Source organism: Labrys okinawensis (genome assembly GCF_002982075.1).
In the GTDB taxonomy this organism is placed as follows: domain Bacteria; phylum Pseudomonadota; class Alphaproteobacteria; order Rhizobiales; family Labraceae; genus Labrys; species Labrys okinawensis_A.
This window is the reverse complement of the sequence record NZ_PUEJ01000005.1, coordinates 194,717-212,120: the sequence shown is the minus strand read 5'-3', so window position 1 is coordinate 212,120 and position 17,404 is coordinate 194,717. Positions and strand designations below refer to the sequence as shown.

The following is a 17,404-nucleotide window of genomic DNA, read 5'->3' as shown; positions in this document are numbered from 1 at the left end:
AGTTCCTCACTTTTCTTCCATGACGCATTGCAGCGGATGCTGATGCTTACGGGCAAAATCCATGACTTGAGTCACCTTGGTCTCCGCGACCTCGTAGGTGTAGACGCCACACTCTCCCACGCCATTGTGGTGAACATGCAGCATGATGTGGGTGGCGCCGTCACGATCCTTGTTAAAGAAGCGCTCCAGCACCTCGATGACGAATTCCATCGGGGTATAGTCGTCGTTCAGCAACAGGACCCGGTAGAGTTTGGGGCGTTTGGTTGCCGGCCGTGTCTTGGTGATCACGGCCGCGTTGGTGCCCCCACCACCGCCTGGAGCTCGGGGCTCGCGGGCCATGCCGATCAAGGGAAACGGCTTGTGCGCGGCGCTCAATGCAATATCCAGAATCGTTGAATCTTCCATTTCGACAACTGCAATCGCCTGCAGCCTAACACGATCTCGACGAGGAAAAAGGCTTCCACGAACCGAATTTATGATCGACCCCGACTTTCTGCTAGAGTGTCCCATCGCATTAATATGTCGGGAGGCCTGAACAGCGGGTGAAGTACGTCTTTTTCATTCATTCTCAACCAATCGGACAATCATGCGACCAAAATGCCGCGCCGGCTGGGCACTTAACCGATCCGTAACCGCGTCCGCCTAGGTTCGTTGACTGTGTCGTCCCTGCAGCGGCACGGTGAGACGGCCTCCTCCCCGCAGGGGATGGGGTGAGCCCCGGACGAAGGGCGAAAGAGACCACCGGTTTCGCAGGGACATGTAATGGACGGTGCTGTTGCGCCGGTGAGTATTGGGGACTTTGCATGCTATCGCGTTGGATCGGGGGCGGACTGGCCCGGACCACCACAATGGTTGCAGCCGGCTTGGTAGTGTTCACGACAACCCTAGCCTTTCATCCGGACGAAGCGGATGCGCGCCGCCGCGGCCACCACGCCGCCCCGGCGCAGAAAGCGATGAAGCATGCGCGCAGCAAGCGCGTCCGCGCGGAATCGGCCGCCTCGGCCATTCCCGCCGACATGCGCAACAATCCGCGCTATGCCGCCATCGTCGTCGACGTGAAGACCGGCCGCACGCTCTACGAAGCCTCCCCCGAGGCCCTGCGGCATCCCGCCTCCATCACCAAGGTGATGACGCTCTATCTGCTGTTCGAACAGCTGCAGGCCGGGCGGCTCTCGATGGCGACCGAGCTTCCCGTCTCCGCCCACGCCGCCTCGCAGTCCCCCACCAAGCTTGGCCTGCGCGCCGGCCAGACCATCCGGGTCGACGACGCCATCAAGGGCATGGTGACGCGTTCGGCCAATGACGCCGCCGTGGTGGTGGCCGAAGCCCTTGCCGGCTCGGAAAGCAATTTTGCCGCCTACATGACCCGCAAGGCCCGCGCGCTCGGCATGGCACGCACCACCTTCGTCAATGCCTCCGGCCTGCCTGACAGCCGGCAGATCACCAGCGCTCATGACCTCGCCATCCTGGGCATGGCCATCCAGAAGCGCTTCCCGCAATATTACCGCCTGTTCTCGACCCGCAGTTTCGTCTATCGCGGGCGGCCGATCCCGGGGCACAACCGCCTCCTGGGTTCGGTGGAAGGGGTCGACGGCATCAAGACCGGCTACACCAATGCCAGCGGCTTCAATCTCCTGACCTCCGTCAAGCGAAACGACAGGCAATTGGTCGCCGTGGTGATGGGTGGCCGCAGCGCCGCTTCGCGCGACATGGTGATGCGCCGCCTGATCGACGCCTATCTGCCGGTCGCCTATGCCGGCAACGCAGTCGACCGCTCCTCCACGCAGGTCGCACGGGCCGAACTCCCAAACGATGCCGAGCCCATGGCAGCGCCGCCGCGTCCGCCGGTTGTCCGGCCGGCCGTGGTCGCTGAGGCGCCGAAGGCCCGCCAGGCCGCCCCGGTGGCGGCACCGATGCCCCCCGAAATCGTCGGGGACGCGGCGCCCGCCTCCGCGCCGCAGGCCCGGCCCCAACCCGTTCCTGCCAAGCCGGTCATGGCCTTCGCGGCGCCCAGTACCCCGAGCATGCGCTGGGTGCAGGGCCTCCAGCCGGTCACGACCGCGCCGGCCACGCCGCCCGTGCGCGCTGGCCAGAGCAGCGAGTCCAGCCCCGACACCACCGCCACCGTGCAGAATGTCCGCACCGTTGCCGTCACCCGTGATTCGGTCGCCCTGGCTGCACCGCAGCGCAGCGGCTGGATCATCCAGATCGGCGCGGCCGACAGCGAGGGAGCAGCCCGGCAGCTGCTGTCCAGCGCCAAGGCAGCCGGTAACAAAGCGCTCTCCTCCGCCCGCCCGTTCACCGAGACGGTCAGCCGCAACGGTTCGACCCTTTGGAGGGCTCGCTTTGCCGGTTTCAGCGATCAGAACCAGGCCCAATCCGCCTGCAGCGCCCTCAAGGCGGCTTCCTTCGCCTGCGTTGCCGTGAAGCTCTGATTTTTCGGTAAGAGCCGGTTTTCATTTCACTCGGGCGCGGCCTTCCTCGGATGGGCCGCGCCTTTGTTTTAAGGGGCTTGCACCAGCTCGCTTTGAGATCGGTACCTCCTGGGATCGCTGGAAGAACATCTTCAACGCGCCAGCATAAAGGCGGCTTTCACCACAACGCGCGTGGCCCGGGGAAAACGACGCAAGCTTAATCGTTGCGTAACCATGTTCTGCGACGCTCAGGCATCGTCGGAACCGAGCAAGTTCGGTGGAGTTAGCGTCAATGGCCTTCAAGAAGCATGTCCCTGGCCCGGTTGACACGAGCAGCCATCTGCGTCGTGCCCCCCTTATCGGGATGGATTTTCTTCATGAGCGCCCGGTGCGCTCGACGAATTTCCTGGGCGCTCGCCCCCGGCTGCACCCCAAGGATCTGGTAAGCTTCCTGCTTCGTCATCGCGTCGGACGCCGCCGTTCCGAAGCCCCTCGCGTGCGCATCATCCTTGAAGTGTTCACGCCATCCGGCAAGCCGGCGGTCCAGATAAGCTTCAAGGATTGAACGGCCGACGAAATCGGCTGCGATCTCGCCGCGCAATGTCATCAGTTCGGTCGCCTGCATGCCCGAAAGGCGACGGCCCGAAAATCGCCCGCGAATGACCTGCCCATCCACCGGCTGCCTGTTGGCATCGAGCATGATCACCAGATCCGCGGTGCGTACCGAGCTTGGCCTCGCCGGCGAGCCTGGAATGATGCCATCCGGCAATTGCGGCAGCCAGCCCCGCATGCCAGCTGCCAGAAGCAACAAAGGCAATCCCATGCCCCAGACGCCGCGCGTCAGCAGATAGAGGCCGAAGGCAAAGGCGAGGAAGCTGCCGCCGCGCCGCAGCAGGCTGTCCAGAACCGGTGTCTTCGACAGCATGCCCGGCTTGAGAAACGGCCACAGGCAGAACAGCACCACGCATGCGAAAATAAGCTGGCCCACTTCTATCCGATCTGCGAAACAGCGATGAATCCGAGTCTTGCCAGTTGGGCATTCCCCGAGCAAAGCGCGTTTAAACGTAATCGGGGCTTTGCTCAAACTCTTTGGTTCGGCGCGTCTTTGCGATTCTCGGCGTGACAGCCAAATCGCAAAACGCTGCAGGACCCTGGCCAGGCAAATGCGACGTAATGGACCTGCGGAGTACGGGATGGCACGCCAAACCCTGGTCGTTCGAACCGTGGCGGAGTTGCGCCAAGCCGTGAAGCGCTTTCGCGAGGTGCAGGAGACCGTCGCCCTGGTACCGACCATGGGCGCTCTGCATGACGGCCACATCACTCTTGTGCGGCAAGCCCGCCAGCGGGCAAGCCGCGTGGTGACCACGATCTTCGTCAATCCCACCCAATTCGCACCGACCGAGGATCTCGCCAAATATCCCCGCACGGAGGCGGCGGATCTCGCCCGGCTGCGGGATGTCGGCTGCGACCTCCTATACGCCCCCGACGTCAGCCAGATCTATCCCCAGGGCTTCGCCACCACGGTCTCGCTTGCTGGGCCGGCGCAGGCCGGCCTGGAGGACCGTTTCCGTCCCAGCCATTTTGCCGGCGTGGCGACGGTGGTGACCAAGCTGTTCTGCCAAAGCGGCGCGGATATCGCCCTGTTCGGCGAGAAGGACTATCAGCAGCTTTGCGTCGTCACCCAGATGGCGCGCGACCTCGATTTGCCGATCACGGTGGTCGGCGTGCCGACCGTGCGGGAAGCCGACGGATTGGCGATGTCGTCACGCAACCGCTATCTCACGCCGCAGCAGCGAGCCCAGGCCCCTCTCCTGCATCGCACCCTCCGGCAGGTCGCAGACGACGTGATCAAGGGGGCCGACATCGAGACCGCCCTGGCGTCCGGGCGTGGCGCCATCGCGGCTGGAGGCTTCGAGCTCGATTATCTGGAGGCGCGGCAGGCGGTGAGCCTTGCCCCGGTGACCTCGCTGGCGGAGGGGCCGGTGCGGCTGCTGGTGGCGGCCCGGCTGGGCGCCACCCGCCTCATCGACAATATCGGCGTCGAAGCCGCTCGACGTTAACCAAATTAGCCCCGGCAAAGGTGACGAAACCGTGGCAATCATGCCACGCATCCCCTTGTTGCCCACGGTCTCCAGAAAACGGGAAATCGTGGTTAATCTACCGTTAACATGAGATTTTTCAAAGGGTTATGGCATTTCGCACCGCACGTGGATCTTGTTTTTTCTGCGGCAAGAGCGTTGTGCGGCCCCAGCCCTTGTGCGAAGTTGACTTCGGGAACGGGTAATTGGCCCTGCTCTCTGGGTAAACATCCAGTGGCGGGCAAAACGGGTCTGAAGATTGTGATGCGCTTCGGGATCAGGATCAGGTCGAATTTGAACCGAATGGCCCCTAAGGCCGCCTTGGCTGCCATGGCGCTCGCAACGGCATCACTGCCGAACTCGCAGGCCGCCGCCGCCGGTCACAGCGCCATGCCGATCTATGCGCCCGTGGGCGATGTCACCACCCCGCCCTCCGGCTATCTGCAGTTCTGCAAGGACAATCCGGCCGATTGCAAGTCGGGCTCGCAGGAAGCACGCGACATCGTGCTCTCGCGCCAGGCCTGGAAGGACCTGATCGCCTTGAACGACCAGGTCAACAAATCGGTGAAGCCGGTCACCGACCTCGACAATTACGGTAAGGTCGAGTGGTGGGCATACCCCACCAACGGTAAGGGCGACTGCGAGGACTATGTCCTGCTCAAGCGCAAATTGCTGATCGATGCCGGCTGGCCGCGCTCGGCCCTGCTGATCACCGTGGTGCGTGACAAGAAGAACGAAGGCCACGCCGTCTTGATGGTGAAGACCGATCGCGGCGAGTTCGTGCTCGACAACCAGGAGCCCAAGATCCTCTCCTGGCGGGCCACCGGCTATCGTTACGTCAAGCGCCAGTCGCAATCCGACCAGAATGCCTGGGTCTCGCTCGGCGACACGCAGACCACTGCAATCGTGTCGGCGAAGGGCAACTGAGTTTTTCCGGGTGCGCGGACGTCTCGTCCGCCTCTTCCCCACGGCGCGTGTCATGTTTCCAAGAACGGACGAGACGTCCGTGCACCCGGAAATGCGCTCCCCGCGACCTAATCCACCCTCTTCAACCCCTTGGCGAAGCGATTGGCGTTGGCGACATAATGCGCCGACGACTGCCTGAGCTTGGCGACGCTTTCCTCGTCGAGGGGACGGAGCACTCTTGCCGGCGAGCCGACGATCAACGAATGATCCGGAAACTCCTTGCCTTCGGTGATCAGCGCATTGGCGCCGACCAGGCAGCCCTTGCCGATGCGCGCGCCATTCAAGATGGTGGCCCCCATGCCGATCAGGCTGCCGGCGCCGACGGTGCAGCCATGCAGGATGGCGGAATGGCCGATCGTGCAGTCCTCCCCGACGGTGAGGGGAAAGCCCGGATCGGAATGCAGCACGGCGCCGTCCTGGATATTGGAGCGCGCGCCGATGATCATCGGTTCATTATCGCCACGCAGCACAGCGCCGAACCAGATATTGGCGTCCTCCTGCAAGATCACGCGGCCGACGACCTGCGCGTCCGGTGCCAGCCAATAGCGGCCGTCAGCCGGCACGGAGGGGGCGATATCGTCGAGCGCATAGAGGGGCATGGCAGGGCTCCGTTCCTAAGATCGCAGGTGTCTCCGCGACATGCACATGTACGCGATAACCTGCCCTTGAACACGCTGCGGCTGCAGGATGGGAAGATGCAGGCGGGATGCCTGCGCTCCCCGAAATAGCCGATCAGTCCTCGAGGTCGATGTCGAGGATCGCCATGTGGAAATCGTAGGAGGTCTCGCCGTCTTCCTTGTCCTCGGAGACCACGCCGATCGACTCCTCGCCGATATAGACTTCCGCGCTGTCGGTCTTGCGGGCACGAGGCACGACGCGAATGGTGGCATTGCCGAAGGTACGTCGAAGATAGGCTTCGACGCGCTGCATGTCTTTCTTGTCCACGGGACTTCCTCGGTTGAATGCGCCGGGCGACCCTACCGCCCCGCCATCCCCGGGCTTTGCCATGCTGGGGCTCGCTTCGCAAGAGAATGCGGGCCGGTGCCCCGTCTAAGCGGGGGAAAGCGCCATCGCGCATCGCTTGCCACCGGCATGCACGATTGTGAGAGTGGCACAGTAATTTGTTGCCAAAATCCCGTTCCGGCTGTGAACTTCACGATAGGCGAATAGGATTTCGATCACACCCATTCCGGTGCATCGAGGGCGTTCCACAAGGATCCGACGACCTGCGATGGGCATAAGGACCGACGGACATGGCTAAAAAGCATACGGCTCGATGCGCATGCGGCGCGGTGGCGTTCGAATTCGATACCGACCCGACCTTCGTCGCCGTCTGTCATTGCCTGGATTGCAAGAAGGCATCGGGCGGCGAAGCGGCAACGTGGTTCGGTGTTCCAACGAGTGACTTCACGCTCACCGGCGGCGAAGGCAAGATCAAAGCCGTCACCTATATCGCCGACTCCGGAAACAAGCTCGATCGCAATTTTTGTACCGAGTGTGGCGCCCGCCTCTTCACCAGCAACCTCGAGAGCTTCCCGGGTTTGACATTCGTGCAGCTGGGCTCGCTGGAAAAGCCGGCCGGCATCGAACCGAAGCTGGAAATGTTCGTGAAGCGGCGCCTGCCATGGGCCAAGCCCCTGGATGTTCCACAGTTCCAGGGCATGCCGTCCTGAGCGGCGAACGCTCGAGCTTGCGCAGCCATATTTGTGGCCGCCCCGCGACGGCCTTTGCAGCACTTGGATGAAGTGCGATAGTCGCGGTATGAATGGGAAGATCACCGCTTCGTGCCTTTGTGGATCAGTTCGCATCTCCTGCGGGATGCCCGCCGGCCCTGCCGCCTATTGTCATTGCGAGGATTGCAGGAAATGCACCGGGAGCGCCTTCAACGTCAGCGTTCCGTTCGAGGCCGGGACGTTTCGCGTGACGTCAGGCGAGATCGGATCCTTCGCCAAAATTGCAGACAGCGGCAACGAACTGACGCGACATTTCTGCCGGACCTGCGGCTCTCCGCTCTACACGTCGTCGCGCGGGCATCCTGACCGGGTCTATGTCAAGGCAGGTATTCTGGATGACCCATCGCTTGTGGAACCAGCCCACCAGAGCTGGTGCCAGTCGAAGGTGAGCTGGGCAACCCTGCCGCCCGATCTTCCGGGCCATGAAAGGGACGGGCGATAAAAGCGCAACCGTCGTGCACAGACGACCACCGATTGAAAGCATGTGGCTCCGAGCGCAACGGAAGGAACGGGCGAGTTGAATACGCGCCATTTAGCTGCTCATTGGCCCATGGACGTTATTGGCTTCCTGTCGCGGAACGTCCCCCGTTCCTTGGAAGGCAGGGCGGGCTGGGACGATATGTCCATGACGGCCTATCAGATCGGTTGCGACGCGTTGGTGGCGCTTGGCCAGGCCGACAAAACCGACTATGGCGCTGTTCCACGCGACAATCCCCAGTTGCCTGAGGTTCTGCCCCGTTGGGACGATCTATGCGTTGCAGTTCTTAAGCTGGCCAGCCAACAGAATTTGCTCACTTTTCGCCGTGCGGATGGAAGCATTCCCCTTCCTCCAAATCGGGGCGGATTGATCAGCTATATCGTAACTGAGGCATTGCCTCTGCCTGGGCCGAATATTGGCGCCGCCTGGGGTCTTGGTCTTGCTCATGCCGCGCCGGATGCGCAATCCGTCCTGCAATCACTCGGCTTGATTACAAACGGATATTGGAGCAAGGCTGCGGAGACCGTTCTGTGGCGCCATCTTCCCAGCGAATGGGATATCGATATCACGCACGATACTCGCTTTGCTGACGCGGTTGTGCGGGCTGTCCAGACGATGCCGGAGGACGTCCGAGCCGAAATGGACCGGATTGTAACGATCACAGAGGCGGACGTTATGGCACTAGCGGCCCACCGCACTGCATTCGAGGAGGAACTGCGCATCAAATTCGGGGCGAATGCCCGTACAAGTCCACCTGCCACCGCCGAGCAGGCGCGAAAGAGTCTGGAATTCGCGCGCCACGGTGCTCTCGATTGGCTGTTTTTCCGTCGCTGGCGTCTTGGCGATGGTTGGCTTACGCCCGCTGACGCAGGAAGGGCTCTCGGAATCTTTCACGATCCCCTGGCGATCGCAATAAGACGCGCTGTCACTATCCGGCTTTATCCAGACTTGGCCTTCTTGTCTGCGCTTCCATAGCCCAGAAGAGCGCCAACATCAGATTTACACAAGCCTAGACTTTTCCAGGCCCGTTCGCTTCTGGCCTTCGAGACAGGAACCTACAGCCCCACGTCGTGCCAAAACATGTCGTCCGGCAGCGGGCCGTGCAGGATCTGATCCATGCTGCGCGACGGCTCGGCGCAGCCCGCCTCCCCGACCACGCGGGCAGGAACGCCCGCCACCGTGGTGTTGCGCGGCACCGCCTTGAGCACCACCGAGCCCGCCGCGACGCGGGCGCATTGGCCGATCTCGATATTGCCGAGGATCTTGGCGCCAGCCCCGATCATCACGCCGCGGGCGATCTTGGGATGGCGGTCGCCCGTCTCCTTGCCGGTGCCGCCCAGCGTGACGTCCTGCAGGATGGAGACGTCGTCGCCGATTACCGCCGTCTCGCCGACCACCAGGCCGGTGGCATGGTCGAGAAAGACGCCGCGCCCGATCGGCACGTTCGGATTGATGTCGCACTGGAACACGGCCGAGGAGCGGCTCTGCAGATAGAGCGCGAAATCACGGCGCCCCGACTTCCAGAGCCAATGGGCCAGGCGATGGGTCTGCAGGGCGTGGAAGCCCTTGAAATAGAGGATCGGCTCGATATAGCGATTGGCCGCCGGGTCGCGGTCGATCACCGCCGCAATATCGGACCGGATGGCCGAGGCGATGCTCGGATCGGCCTCGAGCGCCTTGCCATAGGCCTGGGCGATCAGGGTGGCCGGCATGTCCGAATGATCCAGGCGCGAAGCGATGCGCTGCACCACGGCGCTTTCCAGCGAATTGAGCTGCAGGATATTGGCGAAGATGAAGCTGGAAAGTTGCGGCTCGGCATGGGTGACCGCCTCGGCCTCGGCCCGCACACGGCTCCAGACCGGATCGACGATTTCAAGCCCATGGGAAACCAGGCGCTTCGACTGATTCATCTGCCTATCCGCTGAATGGACGGTATCTCCTTCCCTTCTAGCGCAGTGATGGCGACAGTGCCAATGTTCATTTAGACGCCCTGCTCTGCAAGGAATGCCAAGACGCCCTGCTTGTAGACCTTGTCCCCGACGGCCGGATTGTGATCGCGGTTCGGGATGTCGAGCACAGTGGCATTGGGCATCATCGCGGCCAGTTCCTGCGCCGAGCCCGCGATCGGGTCGCGCGTGCCGACGGCGATCAAAGTGGGCTGCAGGATCCGCGCGACCTCGGCGGGATTGAGCTGGACGCGAGAGCCGCGGATGCAGGCCGCCAGGGCCCGCCGGTCCGCCCCGCTCTTGTCGGCAAAGGCGCGGAACATCCGCCCGATCGGGTCCGGCACGTCATCGAGCGAGGGCGCTTCCATCGCCGCCGCGATGGTGGGCGGCAGGGCCTCGCCCTGCACCAGCCGCACGCCAAGGCCGCCGAAGATCACCGCATCGACGCGCTGGGGATGCTCGAGCGCCAGGAAGGCCGTGATGCGGGCGCCCATGGAATAGCCCATCACCGTCGCCGAGCCGATGCGCAGATGGTCGAGCAGCGCCACGGCATCGCTCGCCATCGCTGCCGGATGGTAGGCGGCGGGATCGTAGAGCTTGGAGGAGTTGCCATGGCCGCGATTGTCGAAGGCGATTACCCGCCGGCCCTGCCTGGTGAGCAGGTCGACCCAGCCGGTGCCGACCCAGTTCACCTGATGATTCGAACCGAAGCCGTGGATGAGAAGGATGGGCTCGCCCTCTCCCTCGTCTATATAGGCGATTTCGACGCCGTCGTGATCAAAACGCTGCATCGGCGCGGTTTTCCTTTGCTCTTGCTCCCATTAGCCCCTATCGCATCCCGTGCGGCACCGCTATGGTCCGCGCGAGAGAAAATTACGGACCCCAAATCCACGTCGTGGACCCCGGGTCCCCATGGCGGACTGAAGATCAATGGCAGGCCATTCCATTCCCCATTTCCAAAATGACCTCGGCTTGAAGGTCATTCGCGTCGGCTCGAAGGAATTCATGTGCCAGGGCGCGAGCGTGCCTTTCGACCATCCCCACATCTTCATCGACCTCGGTTCGGATGACGAGGCGGTGTGCTCCTACTGCTCCACGCTCTATAAATATGATCCCAAGCTGCCCGAGGGCATGTCGGAGCCGGCCGCCTGCACGGTGAACGCCCAGGCCGCCTGAACCGGGCATGGATATCGCGATCGCCGGCGCCGGAATCGGTGGGCTGACGGCGGCCCTGGCCCTGGCGCGGCGCGGCTTTGCGGTTGAAATCTATGAGCGCGCCTCGAGGCTGGAGGAAGCCGGGGCCGGCATTCAGCTCACCCCCAATGCGCTCAACGTGCTGTTCGGCCTCGGCCTCGGCCCAGCGCTCGAAGCGCATATGGTGCGGCTGGAAGCGGTGGTGATCCGCAAGGGCGCAACCGGCGCCCTCATTCAGCAACTGCCGCTCGGAGCCTGCCAAGCGCGCTGGGGCGCTCCCTATGGTGTGATCCATCGCGCCGACCTGCAGACGGTGCTGGTTGAAGCGGTGCATCGGCGCGCCATTCCGCTCAAGCTGGGGCGGGAGATCCGCGCGGCCCGCCAGGATGGGCAGCGGGTGACCGTGTCCTTCGCGGGCAAGGATGCGGATGTTTCCGCTTCCATGCTGATCGGCGCCGACGGGGTGTGGTCGACGCTGCGAGCCCAGCTCGACCTCGAGCCGCCCCGTTTCGCCGGGCGACGGGCCTGGCGGGCAGTAATCCCGAGTGAGGAAATACCCGTCCTCTTCCAAGGCCAGAAGACCGGGCTTTGGCTCGGGGATAACGCACATTTCGTACATTATCCCGTGCGTTCGGGGCAGGCGCTCAATCTCGTGGCGGTGACGCATGCCGACGACGCCGGCCCCGGCTGGTCCACGCCGCAGCCCTTGGACGCGCTGCTGCCGCACTATGCCGGCTGGGACGGGCGCCTGCGCGCCTTGCTCGCCACGGTGCCGCAATGGCGGACCTGGCCGCTGTTCGAAGGCCGCGCCGACAGCCGGATCGCGACTGGCCGGATCGCCCTGATCGGCGACGCAGCCCATCCCATGCTGCCTTTCATCGCCCAGGGCGGCGCGGCGGCCATCGAGGATGCGGCCGAATTGGCTGCCCGGCTCGACGGCGCAGGCCACGGCGACCTTCCCGCCCGTCTACAGGAATGGTCGCGCCTGCGCCTGCCGCGTGTCGGCCGGATCCAGGCCGAGGCGCACAGCAACGGCCAACGTTATCACCGGCGCTGGCCCCTCGCCGCCGCACGCGATCTCGGCCTGTCTGCCCTCGGTGGCCGGCGCCTCCTGGAGCGCTATGACTGGCTCTATGGCTGGAAGCCCACAGAAACGGCTTGAGCTGCCATGATTCCAGCCCTAAGCAAGACCGGCGCTGCGGACGTGGCGAAATGGTAGACGCAGCAGACTTAAAATCTGCTTCGGGAAACCGGGTGCGGGTTCGAGTCCCGCCGTCCGCACCAGCATCGCGATTTTTGGCTTCAAGACCAATAAGTTACGTGTTATCAGACGGTTAGGATTGTGCCACTGTCAGACAAAGGTGGCATACAATGCACTATCGAATGGTCAAGCCGATGCAGCGGAAAGGCTCTCGTAGTCGCTATTTTGACCAGCGGATTCCCAAGGATGTGCAGTCCCAGCTAGCCGGCATGACGCTGCAAATTCCTCTCGGTGGCGCTACACAGCCAATCACCATCACGCCCGCCATGGCCAAGCGGTCTATCCGGGTATCCCTCCGCACGGATGACCCCGTAACCGCCAAGATACGACAGGCCGAAATCGTGGCCTATCTGGAAGCCATCTGGCGCAGCCTCCGAGAAGACGCTCCGGTCTCCCTCACCGCCAAGCAAGCCACCGCCCTGGCTGGGTTCCTCTATCACGCATGGGCGAACGACGAAGAGAGCGAACGCACCGTATCGGGCACCATCGGGTTTGACGGGACGTGGACCCCCGAGCCTCCCCCGCTGCCCCACGAGATGGCCGCCGCCTGGGAGAACCTCCGGGAGAAACTGAGCGCCCTGCCCGCTGATGACGCGGAGGCGCTGGAAGCCGTTCTTGGCCCCATCGTGGACCGCCAGTTGCTTGCTCATGGCATCCGCAAGGTGGACAGCCACAGCCGGCTCATCCTCCTGGGGGCCTTCCGCGATGCACTACGGGACGCCGCTGCGAGCCGCCAAAGGCAGGCAGAGGGGGACTATTCACCAGACCCCAAGGCCCAAAGGTTCCCCGCTTGGCAGCCGCCTGGGGAGCCCGCAAAGCCGGCCACCACGAACGCCAACGGCAAGTTAACACTCGGAGACATCGTAGAGGGATGGTGGGCAGAGGCCAAGGCGGTGGGGGTCACGCAATCGACCTATGAGGCTTACAGCCGCAAGATGGAACGGCTGAAGGAGTTCCTTGGGCATGACGATGCGGGCCGCATCACGGCTGACAATATCGTGGCCTTCAAGAACAAGCGGCTAGCGGACGGCATCAATGCTCGAACCGTGAAGGATAATGACCTCAGTGCCCTCCGTGCCCTCTTTGGCTGGGCGGTCACCAATCGCAAACTTCGGGTCAATCCCGCCGTGGGGATCACGCTGCGCCCCGCTAAGACGGTCCGAACGCGGGCCCGGGATTTCACGGAGGAGGAAGCCCGAGCGATCCTGAAGCACGCTGCCGATTACCGCAAAGGCCCCAGAGAAGATGCCAAGACCGCAGCAGCTAAACGCTGGGTCCCCTGGCTGTGTGCCTACACGGGGGCCCGGGTGGGTGAAATCGTGCAGCTCCGCAAGACGGACCTGAGGAAGGTAAGCGTCATGGGCGGAGAGGTGTGGGTCCTCACCATCACGCCAGAGGCCTACACCGTGAAGGACAAGGAGTTCCGTGAGGTCGTGCTTCACAGCCACTTAGTGGACCTCGGGTTCCCTGACTTTGTGGCAAGCACCAAGGCCGGACACCTATTCATCACACCGGACACCAAGGGCGAACTTCGGGGCTCATGGCGGACCATGAAGAACCGCGTTACGGAGTCGGTGCGGAAGGCCGTGACGGACCCCCGTGTTCGCCCCAACCATGCTTGGCGTCACACCTTCAAGACCATCGGGCGGCAGGCCGGCATAGAGGATAGCGTGCTGGATGCCATCTGCGGGCACGCCCCGGGGACGATAGGAGCGGACTATGGCGAGGTGACTGTGGCGGCCAAGGCGAAGGCCTTTGAGCGGTTCCCTAGGTTCAACGTTGATGGTCCAACTTGAAGCGGAGGAGAGCGCAGCGAAGGCAGTATTGCTTGGCTCCTCTATTTTAAGCTACTTGTGGACTATGACTGAGAACCTCCCATCCCCTACGGCCCAGCGAGCACTTACAACCGCCCTGGTAAGCAACACCACGGACGAGGAGCGGGCAGCGCTGTTGCAATGGGTCTCCGAACTGAAAGACATACGGGAGAGCGACCAGACGAGAGCACGGAAGGCCCTTGCTGTGTTCCGTACCATGCGTAACGCCAAGATCATTTGGCCACGAGTGGTGAAGGCCTACGCCAAACTTAAAGAGCACGGCTGGGATAACCGGACTGGGACCACTCGGGCGTTCCTTGGGGCCAGTGCCGTAGGTATCGCAGTGGTAGGGACTCAGGGTGCGGGGCTCGCAGCCCTCGGGACCGCTATAGGCCTACCCCTGATGCTGGTCTTTGGGGTCGGAGGGGTTGCCCTAGAAAACATTCAGCGCGAACTACAGAACGAGGCAGCGCGGCGTAAGCCCGCGAACGAGCGCCCAACGGACCCCACCGTTGACTAGCGGTACCCTCAAGTTCCTCATCGGTAATACGCCCGGCCTGATACACGCAGGCACACCGATCCCATGACGTTCCCACATTGCAGTCCTGGCAGGCGCATGCCAGATTCCAGCTCATTGACAGGGAGCGCCGGCCACCCCCATGAATGGGAACTACGACGATATTCTATCCCGCGTCCCCACCGCGCCGCTTTGGTATGATGAATACGGGGTCCCGCGCTATGAGCCGTTCACTCCGCGCCGTACCGGGAACATATATTGCAATGAAGCGGTACTTGTAGAGGTCGTGTGTCAGGCGTGCCTACGCACCTTTACCGTTTGCTGCTCTTTTAACAGGCCGGTGTTCCCGAGCATGGAAGACCATTCACAGGCTGACCTTATTCGCCACAACTATGAGTTTCTCTATGGCGACCCGCCGCGTCACAGCGAGGGAACCTATTTGCACGAAAACGCCAAGATCACCTGTGTTGCCGGGGACAGCATGAACACAATGGCGGTTCGCGTTCTCGAATACTGGAAGCGAGACCGATGGGAATGGGTCCGGGACCCTTCGCTTGAGATTACCATTGAGAGCGACGAGCTGGACAGGATCAAAAGGGGGCAATGGCAGGCTCCTCCCATTTCAGTGCCCAGCGATACCCCTGCGGCTTCTCATCGCAAATCCTTCCGGCCACACGCTTCGGGACGCAATATCCTTGGCACCCTAGCTCGGTGGATTTCGCGCTCCTAAGGTGCTCCCTTACCGGTACCTCTCAAGCTCGTCATCAGTTATCCGTCCCGCCTCATACATCGCGACGCAGCGGCCCCAGGAACCTATCCCGTGGTCCACACAATAGGCGCTGAGCCGGTCCGCGTGTGCACCGGGCGGCTCCTTCATGAGCCCATCCAAGACCCTTGCCGCCCCGGTAAGGACAGCGAAGAGGACCACGAGGAACCCGAGGTACCCGAGGGCCAAGCGGACCCCATCGGGCGTAATGAAGTCCCCAAAGATTTCCGCTAAGCGGCTGCGGGGGGGAGACATTGGCCGAACCCCTTCGAACATTGATATCCCTCCCCCGATCCCCGCAGGACGCAGGCCGAGGATGCCTGCTGCGTCTGGCCGCACCGAATGAAACGGCACAGCGTTTCCGCCTCGGGGGAACTCGGTGTCACCACCTGCCGTAGGCGAGGCGTTGCCTTAGACTGGGTGTTTCTCCCGATGCCACCGCGCGACCTGCTCGGAGGAGGCAGAGGGGTTGAAAGCGGTGTGGGCAGCGAGGGCATCCGTGAGAACCTGCCGGTACTGCTCGGTGGTCGCGTGGAAGCGCTGGGGTCCCGTGAGGCCGTCCTGTGGGTTCGGCCTCTCGTAGGTCCTCACTGCAATATCGAGGAAGTCAGAGACACCTCTTGCCGTAGTCGGGTTGCCGGTCTCAATGTGGAGAAGCCGCCTGCGGCAATCGTGGTGCCCAAAGGGGTGACTGCGGTCCACATGGACCCTCACGCGGTCCCCGGGAGCCGCATCCATAAAGACCCTATTGAGGGAGATGCCCTCCCCGAATATCTCAGGGTAGTGCCATTTGCCCTCAGGGTTGCTCTCGGTCTTCCCGGTGCAGTCATCATCCACGAACATCGTGCCCCCGTTGGCGAGGGCCATGCGGAGCAAAAGGACGGCCTCAGGTTCCCAGTAGCGTGTCCTGGGGCGGGCCGGGCTGTTGTCCCCCTCGCGGTCCGCTAGGTGGAGACGCTCGGGCCTTATGGGCTGCACTGACAGAGCGATGGCCGCCGATCCGTCCACCGGGTCCACGACAGGAACGGCATGGGCAAGAACGCCCTGGGGGAGATGCTGACAGAGAAACTTCGGGTCCGGCAGGCCGCCGTGAAGGCGCATTTCAAGCCATCCCACAAAGTCGTGGAAGGCGATTGCAGTCATGGGTCCGTGGGTCTTAGCCATGGGGTTCGGCTCCTTGGTTGAGTTTTGGAATGGACATAGGGGAAGCGCTCCCAGGCTCCTTCGGAGGCTGCCCGGGCTTACATGCGGAATTGGTTGGGATCGGCTGCTAGAGGTGAAGGGTGCCCATTACAGGAACCTCCGCATTTCCTCAGTGCTGGCACCACCAGTCAGCCTCAGGTATTCCATCGTGGTCTGGATGTTGCTGTGCCTGAGGTATTGCCGGGTGAGGTCCAGGGGCATGGCCCTGTCGTAGTGCAGGTACCGTGCGGCAGACCTGCGGATGGCCTTGAGGGTGCATGTGGTGGACTTGGTGAGCCCAAGGTGGTCCCGGCAGAGCTTCCACAGGCGCTGAAGGTTGTCGTAGCGCTCCGGGAAGACCTTGCTGTCACCCTTGGGGCATCCCGCAGCGAACCACCTGCGGAGCAGCAGGCCTCCCGCCTCGCCACTCAATGGGATGGTCGCCTGGGACCCCTCGGTCTTGGTGCCTGGGACGAAGAGGTCCATGCCAAAGGGTGACGGCGGGCCGACCTCAGGACCCCTGCTGAAGCTCACGCCGGACCACTTGACCCTCAGGGTCTCCTCGATGCGGAGCCCGGTGAAGTGGGTCCACTCGATGTGGTCCGCCAGTTCCGGCCTCGTGGCAGCCAGCGAGGTACCTTCGGGCACAGGCGTGCGGAGCCACGTGAGGAGGCGGGACCTGTGGTCGTCATTGAGCCACCACTTGGGGGCCTTCTTGACGCCGCTGGTAATCCCCGCCGTGTCACACCCCATGGTCTTGAGCACGATGAGGCGCTTACGGATGGTGCTGGCAGAATAGCCCTGCTCTTTCCACTTCGAGACCATAGCCTTGATGTGTTCCCGGGTGACCTCTTCGACATGGCGGACGGCAAGGTCCTCGGTCAGGTCTTGGATGACCATGCGCCCCTGGCACACCATCGTTTCGGCAGACCTCAGGTCACGCCAAGCGGTTGCCGCAGTGTCCAGAGCGGCCACCAAGGTGGTCTTGCCTGGGGCTGTCTCCCGGATGGGCCGAACCCCTGCGGTCCCCGGAAATAGGATCACGTTGTCCATCG

17 protein-coding genes and 1 tRNA gene are annotated in these 17,404 nt (G+C 63.0%); 10 read left to right on the top strand and 8 right to left on the bottom strand.

Going from position 1 to position 17,404, the window contains the following annotated elements; all coding sequences use genetic code 11:
• Positions 1-6 precede the first annotated feature (6 nt).
• Complete coding sequence (clpS, locus tag C5L14_RS14720) at positions 7-339, bottom strand: ATP-dependent Clp protease adapter ClpS (RefSeq protein WP_105863220.1); 333 nt, start codon at positions 337-339, stop codon at positions 7-9.
• Between the two features lie 464 nt (positions 340-803).
• Here clpS and C5L14_RS14715 point away from each other — a divergent pair, with 464 nt between their 5' ends.
• On the top strand, positions 804-2,435 hold the full coding sequence (locus C5L14_RS14715) for an SPOR domain-containing protein (RefSeq protein ID WP_210203246.1): 1,632 nt from the start codon (positions 804-806) through the stop codon (positions 2,433-2,435).
• A gap of 268 nt (positions 2,436-2,703) precedes the next feature.
• On the opposite strand, the gene C5L14_RS14710 is transcribed toward C5L14_RS14715, so the two are convergent.
• Complete coding sequence (locus tag C5L14_RS14710; RefSeq protein ID WP_181161181.1) at positions 2,704-3,402, bottom strand: DnaJ domain-containing protein; 699 nt, start codon at positions 3,400-3,402, stop codon at positions 2,704-2,706.
• A 205-nt stretch (positions 3,403-3,607) separates the two neighbouring features.
• Between C5L14_RS14710 and panC the strand changes: the two genes are divergently transcribed.
• Together panC and C5L14_RS14700 are read left to right on the top strand one after the other, a co-directional pair.
• Positions 3,608-4,474, top strand: a complete 867-nt coding sequence (panC, locus tag C5L14_RS14705) for a pantoate--beta-alanine ligase (RefSeq protein WP_105862809.1) — start codon at positions 3,608-3,610, stop codon at positions 4,472-4,474.
• A 321-nt stretch (positions 4,475-4,795) separates the two neighbouring features.
• Positions 4,796-5,419: a transglutaminase-like cysteine peptidase gene (locus C5L14_RS14700; protein WP_105862808.1), complete on the top strand. Its 624-nt coding sequence runs from the start codon at positions 4,796-4,798 to the stop codon at positions 5,417-5,419.
• A 107-nt stretch (positions 5,420-5,526) separates the two neighbouring features.
• On the opposite strand, the gene C5L14_RS14695 is transcribed toward C5L14_RS14700, so the two are convergent.
• Positions 5,527-6,057 carry a gamma carbonic anhydrase family protein gene (locus tag C5L14_RS14695; protein ID WP_105862807.1) on the bottom strand — a complete coding sequence of 177 codons (531 nt, stop codon included), beginning with the start codon at positions 6,055-6,057 and terminating at the stop codon, positions 5,527-5,529.
• 133 nt (positions 6,058-6,190) lie between these two features.
• Positions 6,191-6,388 carry a DUF3126 family protein gene (locus tag C5L14_RS14690; protein ID WP_245196728.1) on the bottom strand — a complete coding sequence of 66 codons (198 nt, stop codon included), beginning with the start codon at positions 6,386-6,388 and terminating at the stop codon, positions 6,191-6,193.
• Between the two features lie 323 nt (positions 6,389-6,711).
• Between C5L14_RS14690 and C5L14_RS14685 the strand changes: the two genes are divergently transcribed.
• From C5L14_RS14685 to C5L14_RS14675, 3 genes are all read left to right on the top strand, one after another.
• Positions 6,712-7,131 carry a GFA family protein gene (locus tag C5L14_RS14685; RefSeq protein WP_105862806.1) on the top strand — a complete coding sequence of 140 codons (420 nt, stop codon included), beginning with the start codon at positions 6,712-6,714 and terminating at the stop codon, positions 7,129-7,131.
• Positions 7,100-7,633, top strand: coding sequence for a GFA family protein (locus tag C5L14_RS30965; RefSeq protein ID WP_105862805.1), 534 nt, complete (start codon positions 7,100-7,102; stop codon positions 7,631-7,633). Before C5L14_RS14685 ends, C5L14_RS30965 begins: the two co-directional genes overlap by 32 nt.
• A 183-nt stretch (positions 7,634-7,816) precedes the next feature.
• Positions 7,817-8,644 (top strand): hypothetical protein, encoded by an 828-nt coding sequence (locus C5L14_RS14675; protein ID WP_245443393.1) that lies wholly within the window; start codon positions 7,817-7,819, stop codon positions 8,642-8,644.
• An 80-nt stretch (positions 8,645-8,724) separates the two neighbouring features.
• Here the strand turns inward: C5L14_RS14675 and cysE are convergent, their stop codons facing one another.
• Together cysE and C5L14_RS14665 are read right to left on the bottom strand one after the other, a co-directional pair.
• Positions 8,725-9,579, bottom strand: coding sequence for a serine O-acetyltransferase (gene cysE / locus C5L14_RS14670; RefSeq protein WP_105862803.1), 855 nt, complete (start codon positions 9,577-9,579; stop codon positions 8,725-8,727).
• Between the two features lie 71 nt (positions 9,580-9,650).
• Positions 9,651-10,406, bottom strand: a complete 756-nt coding sequence (locus C5L14_RS14665) for an alpha/beta fold hydrolase (RefSeq protein ID WP_105862802.1) — start codon at positions 10,404-10,406, stop codon at positions 9,651-9,653.
• A 139-nt stretch (positions 10,407-10,545) separates the two neighbouring features.
• Between C5L14_RS14665 and C5L14_RS14660 the strand changes: the two genes are divergently transcribed.
• The 4 genes from C5L14_RS14660 (at position 10,546) to C5L14_RS14645 (ending at position 13,866) form a co-directional block, all read left to right on the top strand.
• A complete protein-coding gene (locus tag C5L14_RS14660) occupies positions 10,546-10,791 on the top strand; it encodes a zinc-finger domain-containing protein (RefSeq protein WP_105862801.1) in 246 nt (81 codons plus the stop codon).
• 7 nt (positions 10,792-10,798) lie between these two features.
• Complete coding sequence (locus C5L14_RS14655; protein WP_105862800.1) at positions 10,799-11,971, top strand: FAD-dependent monooxygenase; 1,173 nt, start codon at positions 10,799-10,801, stop codon at positions 11,969-11,971.
• A 36-nt stretch (positions 11,972-12,007) separates the two neighbouring features.
• A tRNA-Leu gene (locus C5L14_RS14650) sits at positions 12,008-12,093 on the top strand.
• A gap of 99 nt (positions 12,094-12,192) precedes the next feature.
• Positions 12,193-13,866, top strand: a complete 1,674-nt coding sequence (locus C5L14_RS14645) for a DUF6538 domain-containing protein (protein ID WP_245443392.1) — start codon at positions 12,193-12,195, stop codon at positions 13,864-13,866.
• 1,712 nt (positions 13,867-15,578) lie between these two features.
• Here the strand turns inward: C5L14_RS14645 and C5L14_RS14630 are convergent.
• Positions 15,579-16,331 (bottom strand): hypothetical protein, encoded by a 753-nt coding sequence (locus C5L14_RS14630; protein WP_105862797.1) that lies wholly within the window; start codon positions 16,329-16,331, stop codon positions 15,579-15,581.
• A gap of 126 nt (positions 16,332-16,457) precedes the next feature.
• Positions 16,458-17,402 carry a tyrosine-type recombinase/integrase gene (locus C5L14_RS14625; RefSeq protein ID WP_105862796.1) on the bottom strand — a complete coding sequence of 315 codons (945 nt, stop codon included), beginning with the start codon at positions 17,400-17,402 and terminating at the stop codon, positions 16,458-16,460.
• Positions 17,403-17,404: the final 2 nt, after the last annotated feature.

Bases quoted from the DNA above. Each gene is read 5' to 3' on its own strand.
- C5L14_RS14675 (WP_245443393.1), top strand. From the start codon at position 7,817: ATGACGGCCTATCAGATCGGTTGCGACGCGTTGGTGGCGCTTGGCCAG.
- C5L14_RS14630 (WP_105862797.1), bottom strand. From the start codon at position 16,331: ATGGCTAAGACCCACGGACCCATGACTGCAATCGCCTTCCACGACTTT.
- C5L14_RS14690 (WP_245196728.1), bottom strand. From the start codon at position 6,388: ATGCAGCGCGTCGAAGCCTATCTTCGACGTACCTTCGGCAATGCCACC.
- C5L14_RS14655 (WP_105862800.1), top strand. From the start codon at position 10,799: ATGGATATCGCGATCGCCGGCGCCGGAATCGGTGGGCTGACGGCGGCC.
- C5L14_RS30965 (WP_105862805.1), top strand. From the start codon at position 7,100: ATGTTCCACAGTTCCAGGGCATGCCGTCCTGAGCGGCGAACGCTCGAG.
- cysE (WP_105862803.1), bottom strand. From the start codon at position 9,579: ATGAATCAGTCGAAGCGCCTGGTTTCCCATGGGCTTGAAATCGTCGAT.
- C5L14_RS14645 (WP_245443392.1), top strand. From the start codon at position 12,193: ATGGTCAAGCCGATGCAGCGGAAAGGCTCTCGTAGTCGCTATTTTGAC.
- C5L14_RS14665 (WP_105862802.1), bottom strand. From the start codon at position 10,406: ATGCAGCGTTTTGATCACGACGGCGTCGAAATCGCCTATATAGACGAG.
- clpS (WP_105863220.1), bottom strand. From the start codon at position 339: ATGGCCCGCGAGCCCCGAGCTCCAGGCGGTGGTGGGGGCACCAACGCG.
- C5L14_RS14660 (WP_105862801.1), top strand. From the start codon at position 10,546: ATGGCAGGCCATTCCATTCCCCATTTCCAAAATGACCTCGGCTTGAAG.
- C5L14_RS14625 (WP_105862796.1), bottom strand. From the start codon at position 17,402: ATGGACAACGTGATCCTATTTCCGGGGACCGCAGGGGTTCGGCCCATC.
- C5L14_RS14715 (WP_210203246.1), top strand. From the start codon at position 804: ATGCTATCGCGTTGGATCGGGGGCGGACTGGCCCGGACCACCACAATG.
- C5L14_RS14695 (WP_105862807.1), bottom strand. From the start codon at position 6,057: ATGCCCCTCTATGCGCTCGACGATATCGCCCCCTCCGTGCCGGCTGAC.
- panC (WP_105862809.1), top strand. From the start codon at position 3,608: ATGGCACGCCAAACCCTGGTCGTTCGAACCGTGGCGGAGTTGCGCCAA.
- C5L14_RS14700 (WP_105862808.1), top strand. From the start codon at position 4,796: ATGGCCCCTAAGGCCGCCTTGGCTGCCATGGCGCTCGCAACGGCATCA.
- C5L14_RS14685 (WP_105862806.1), top strand. From the start codon at position 6,712: ATGGCTAAAAAGCATACGGCTCGATGCGCATGCGGCGCGGTGGCGTTC.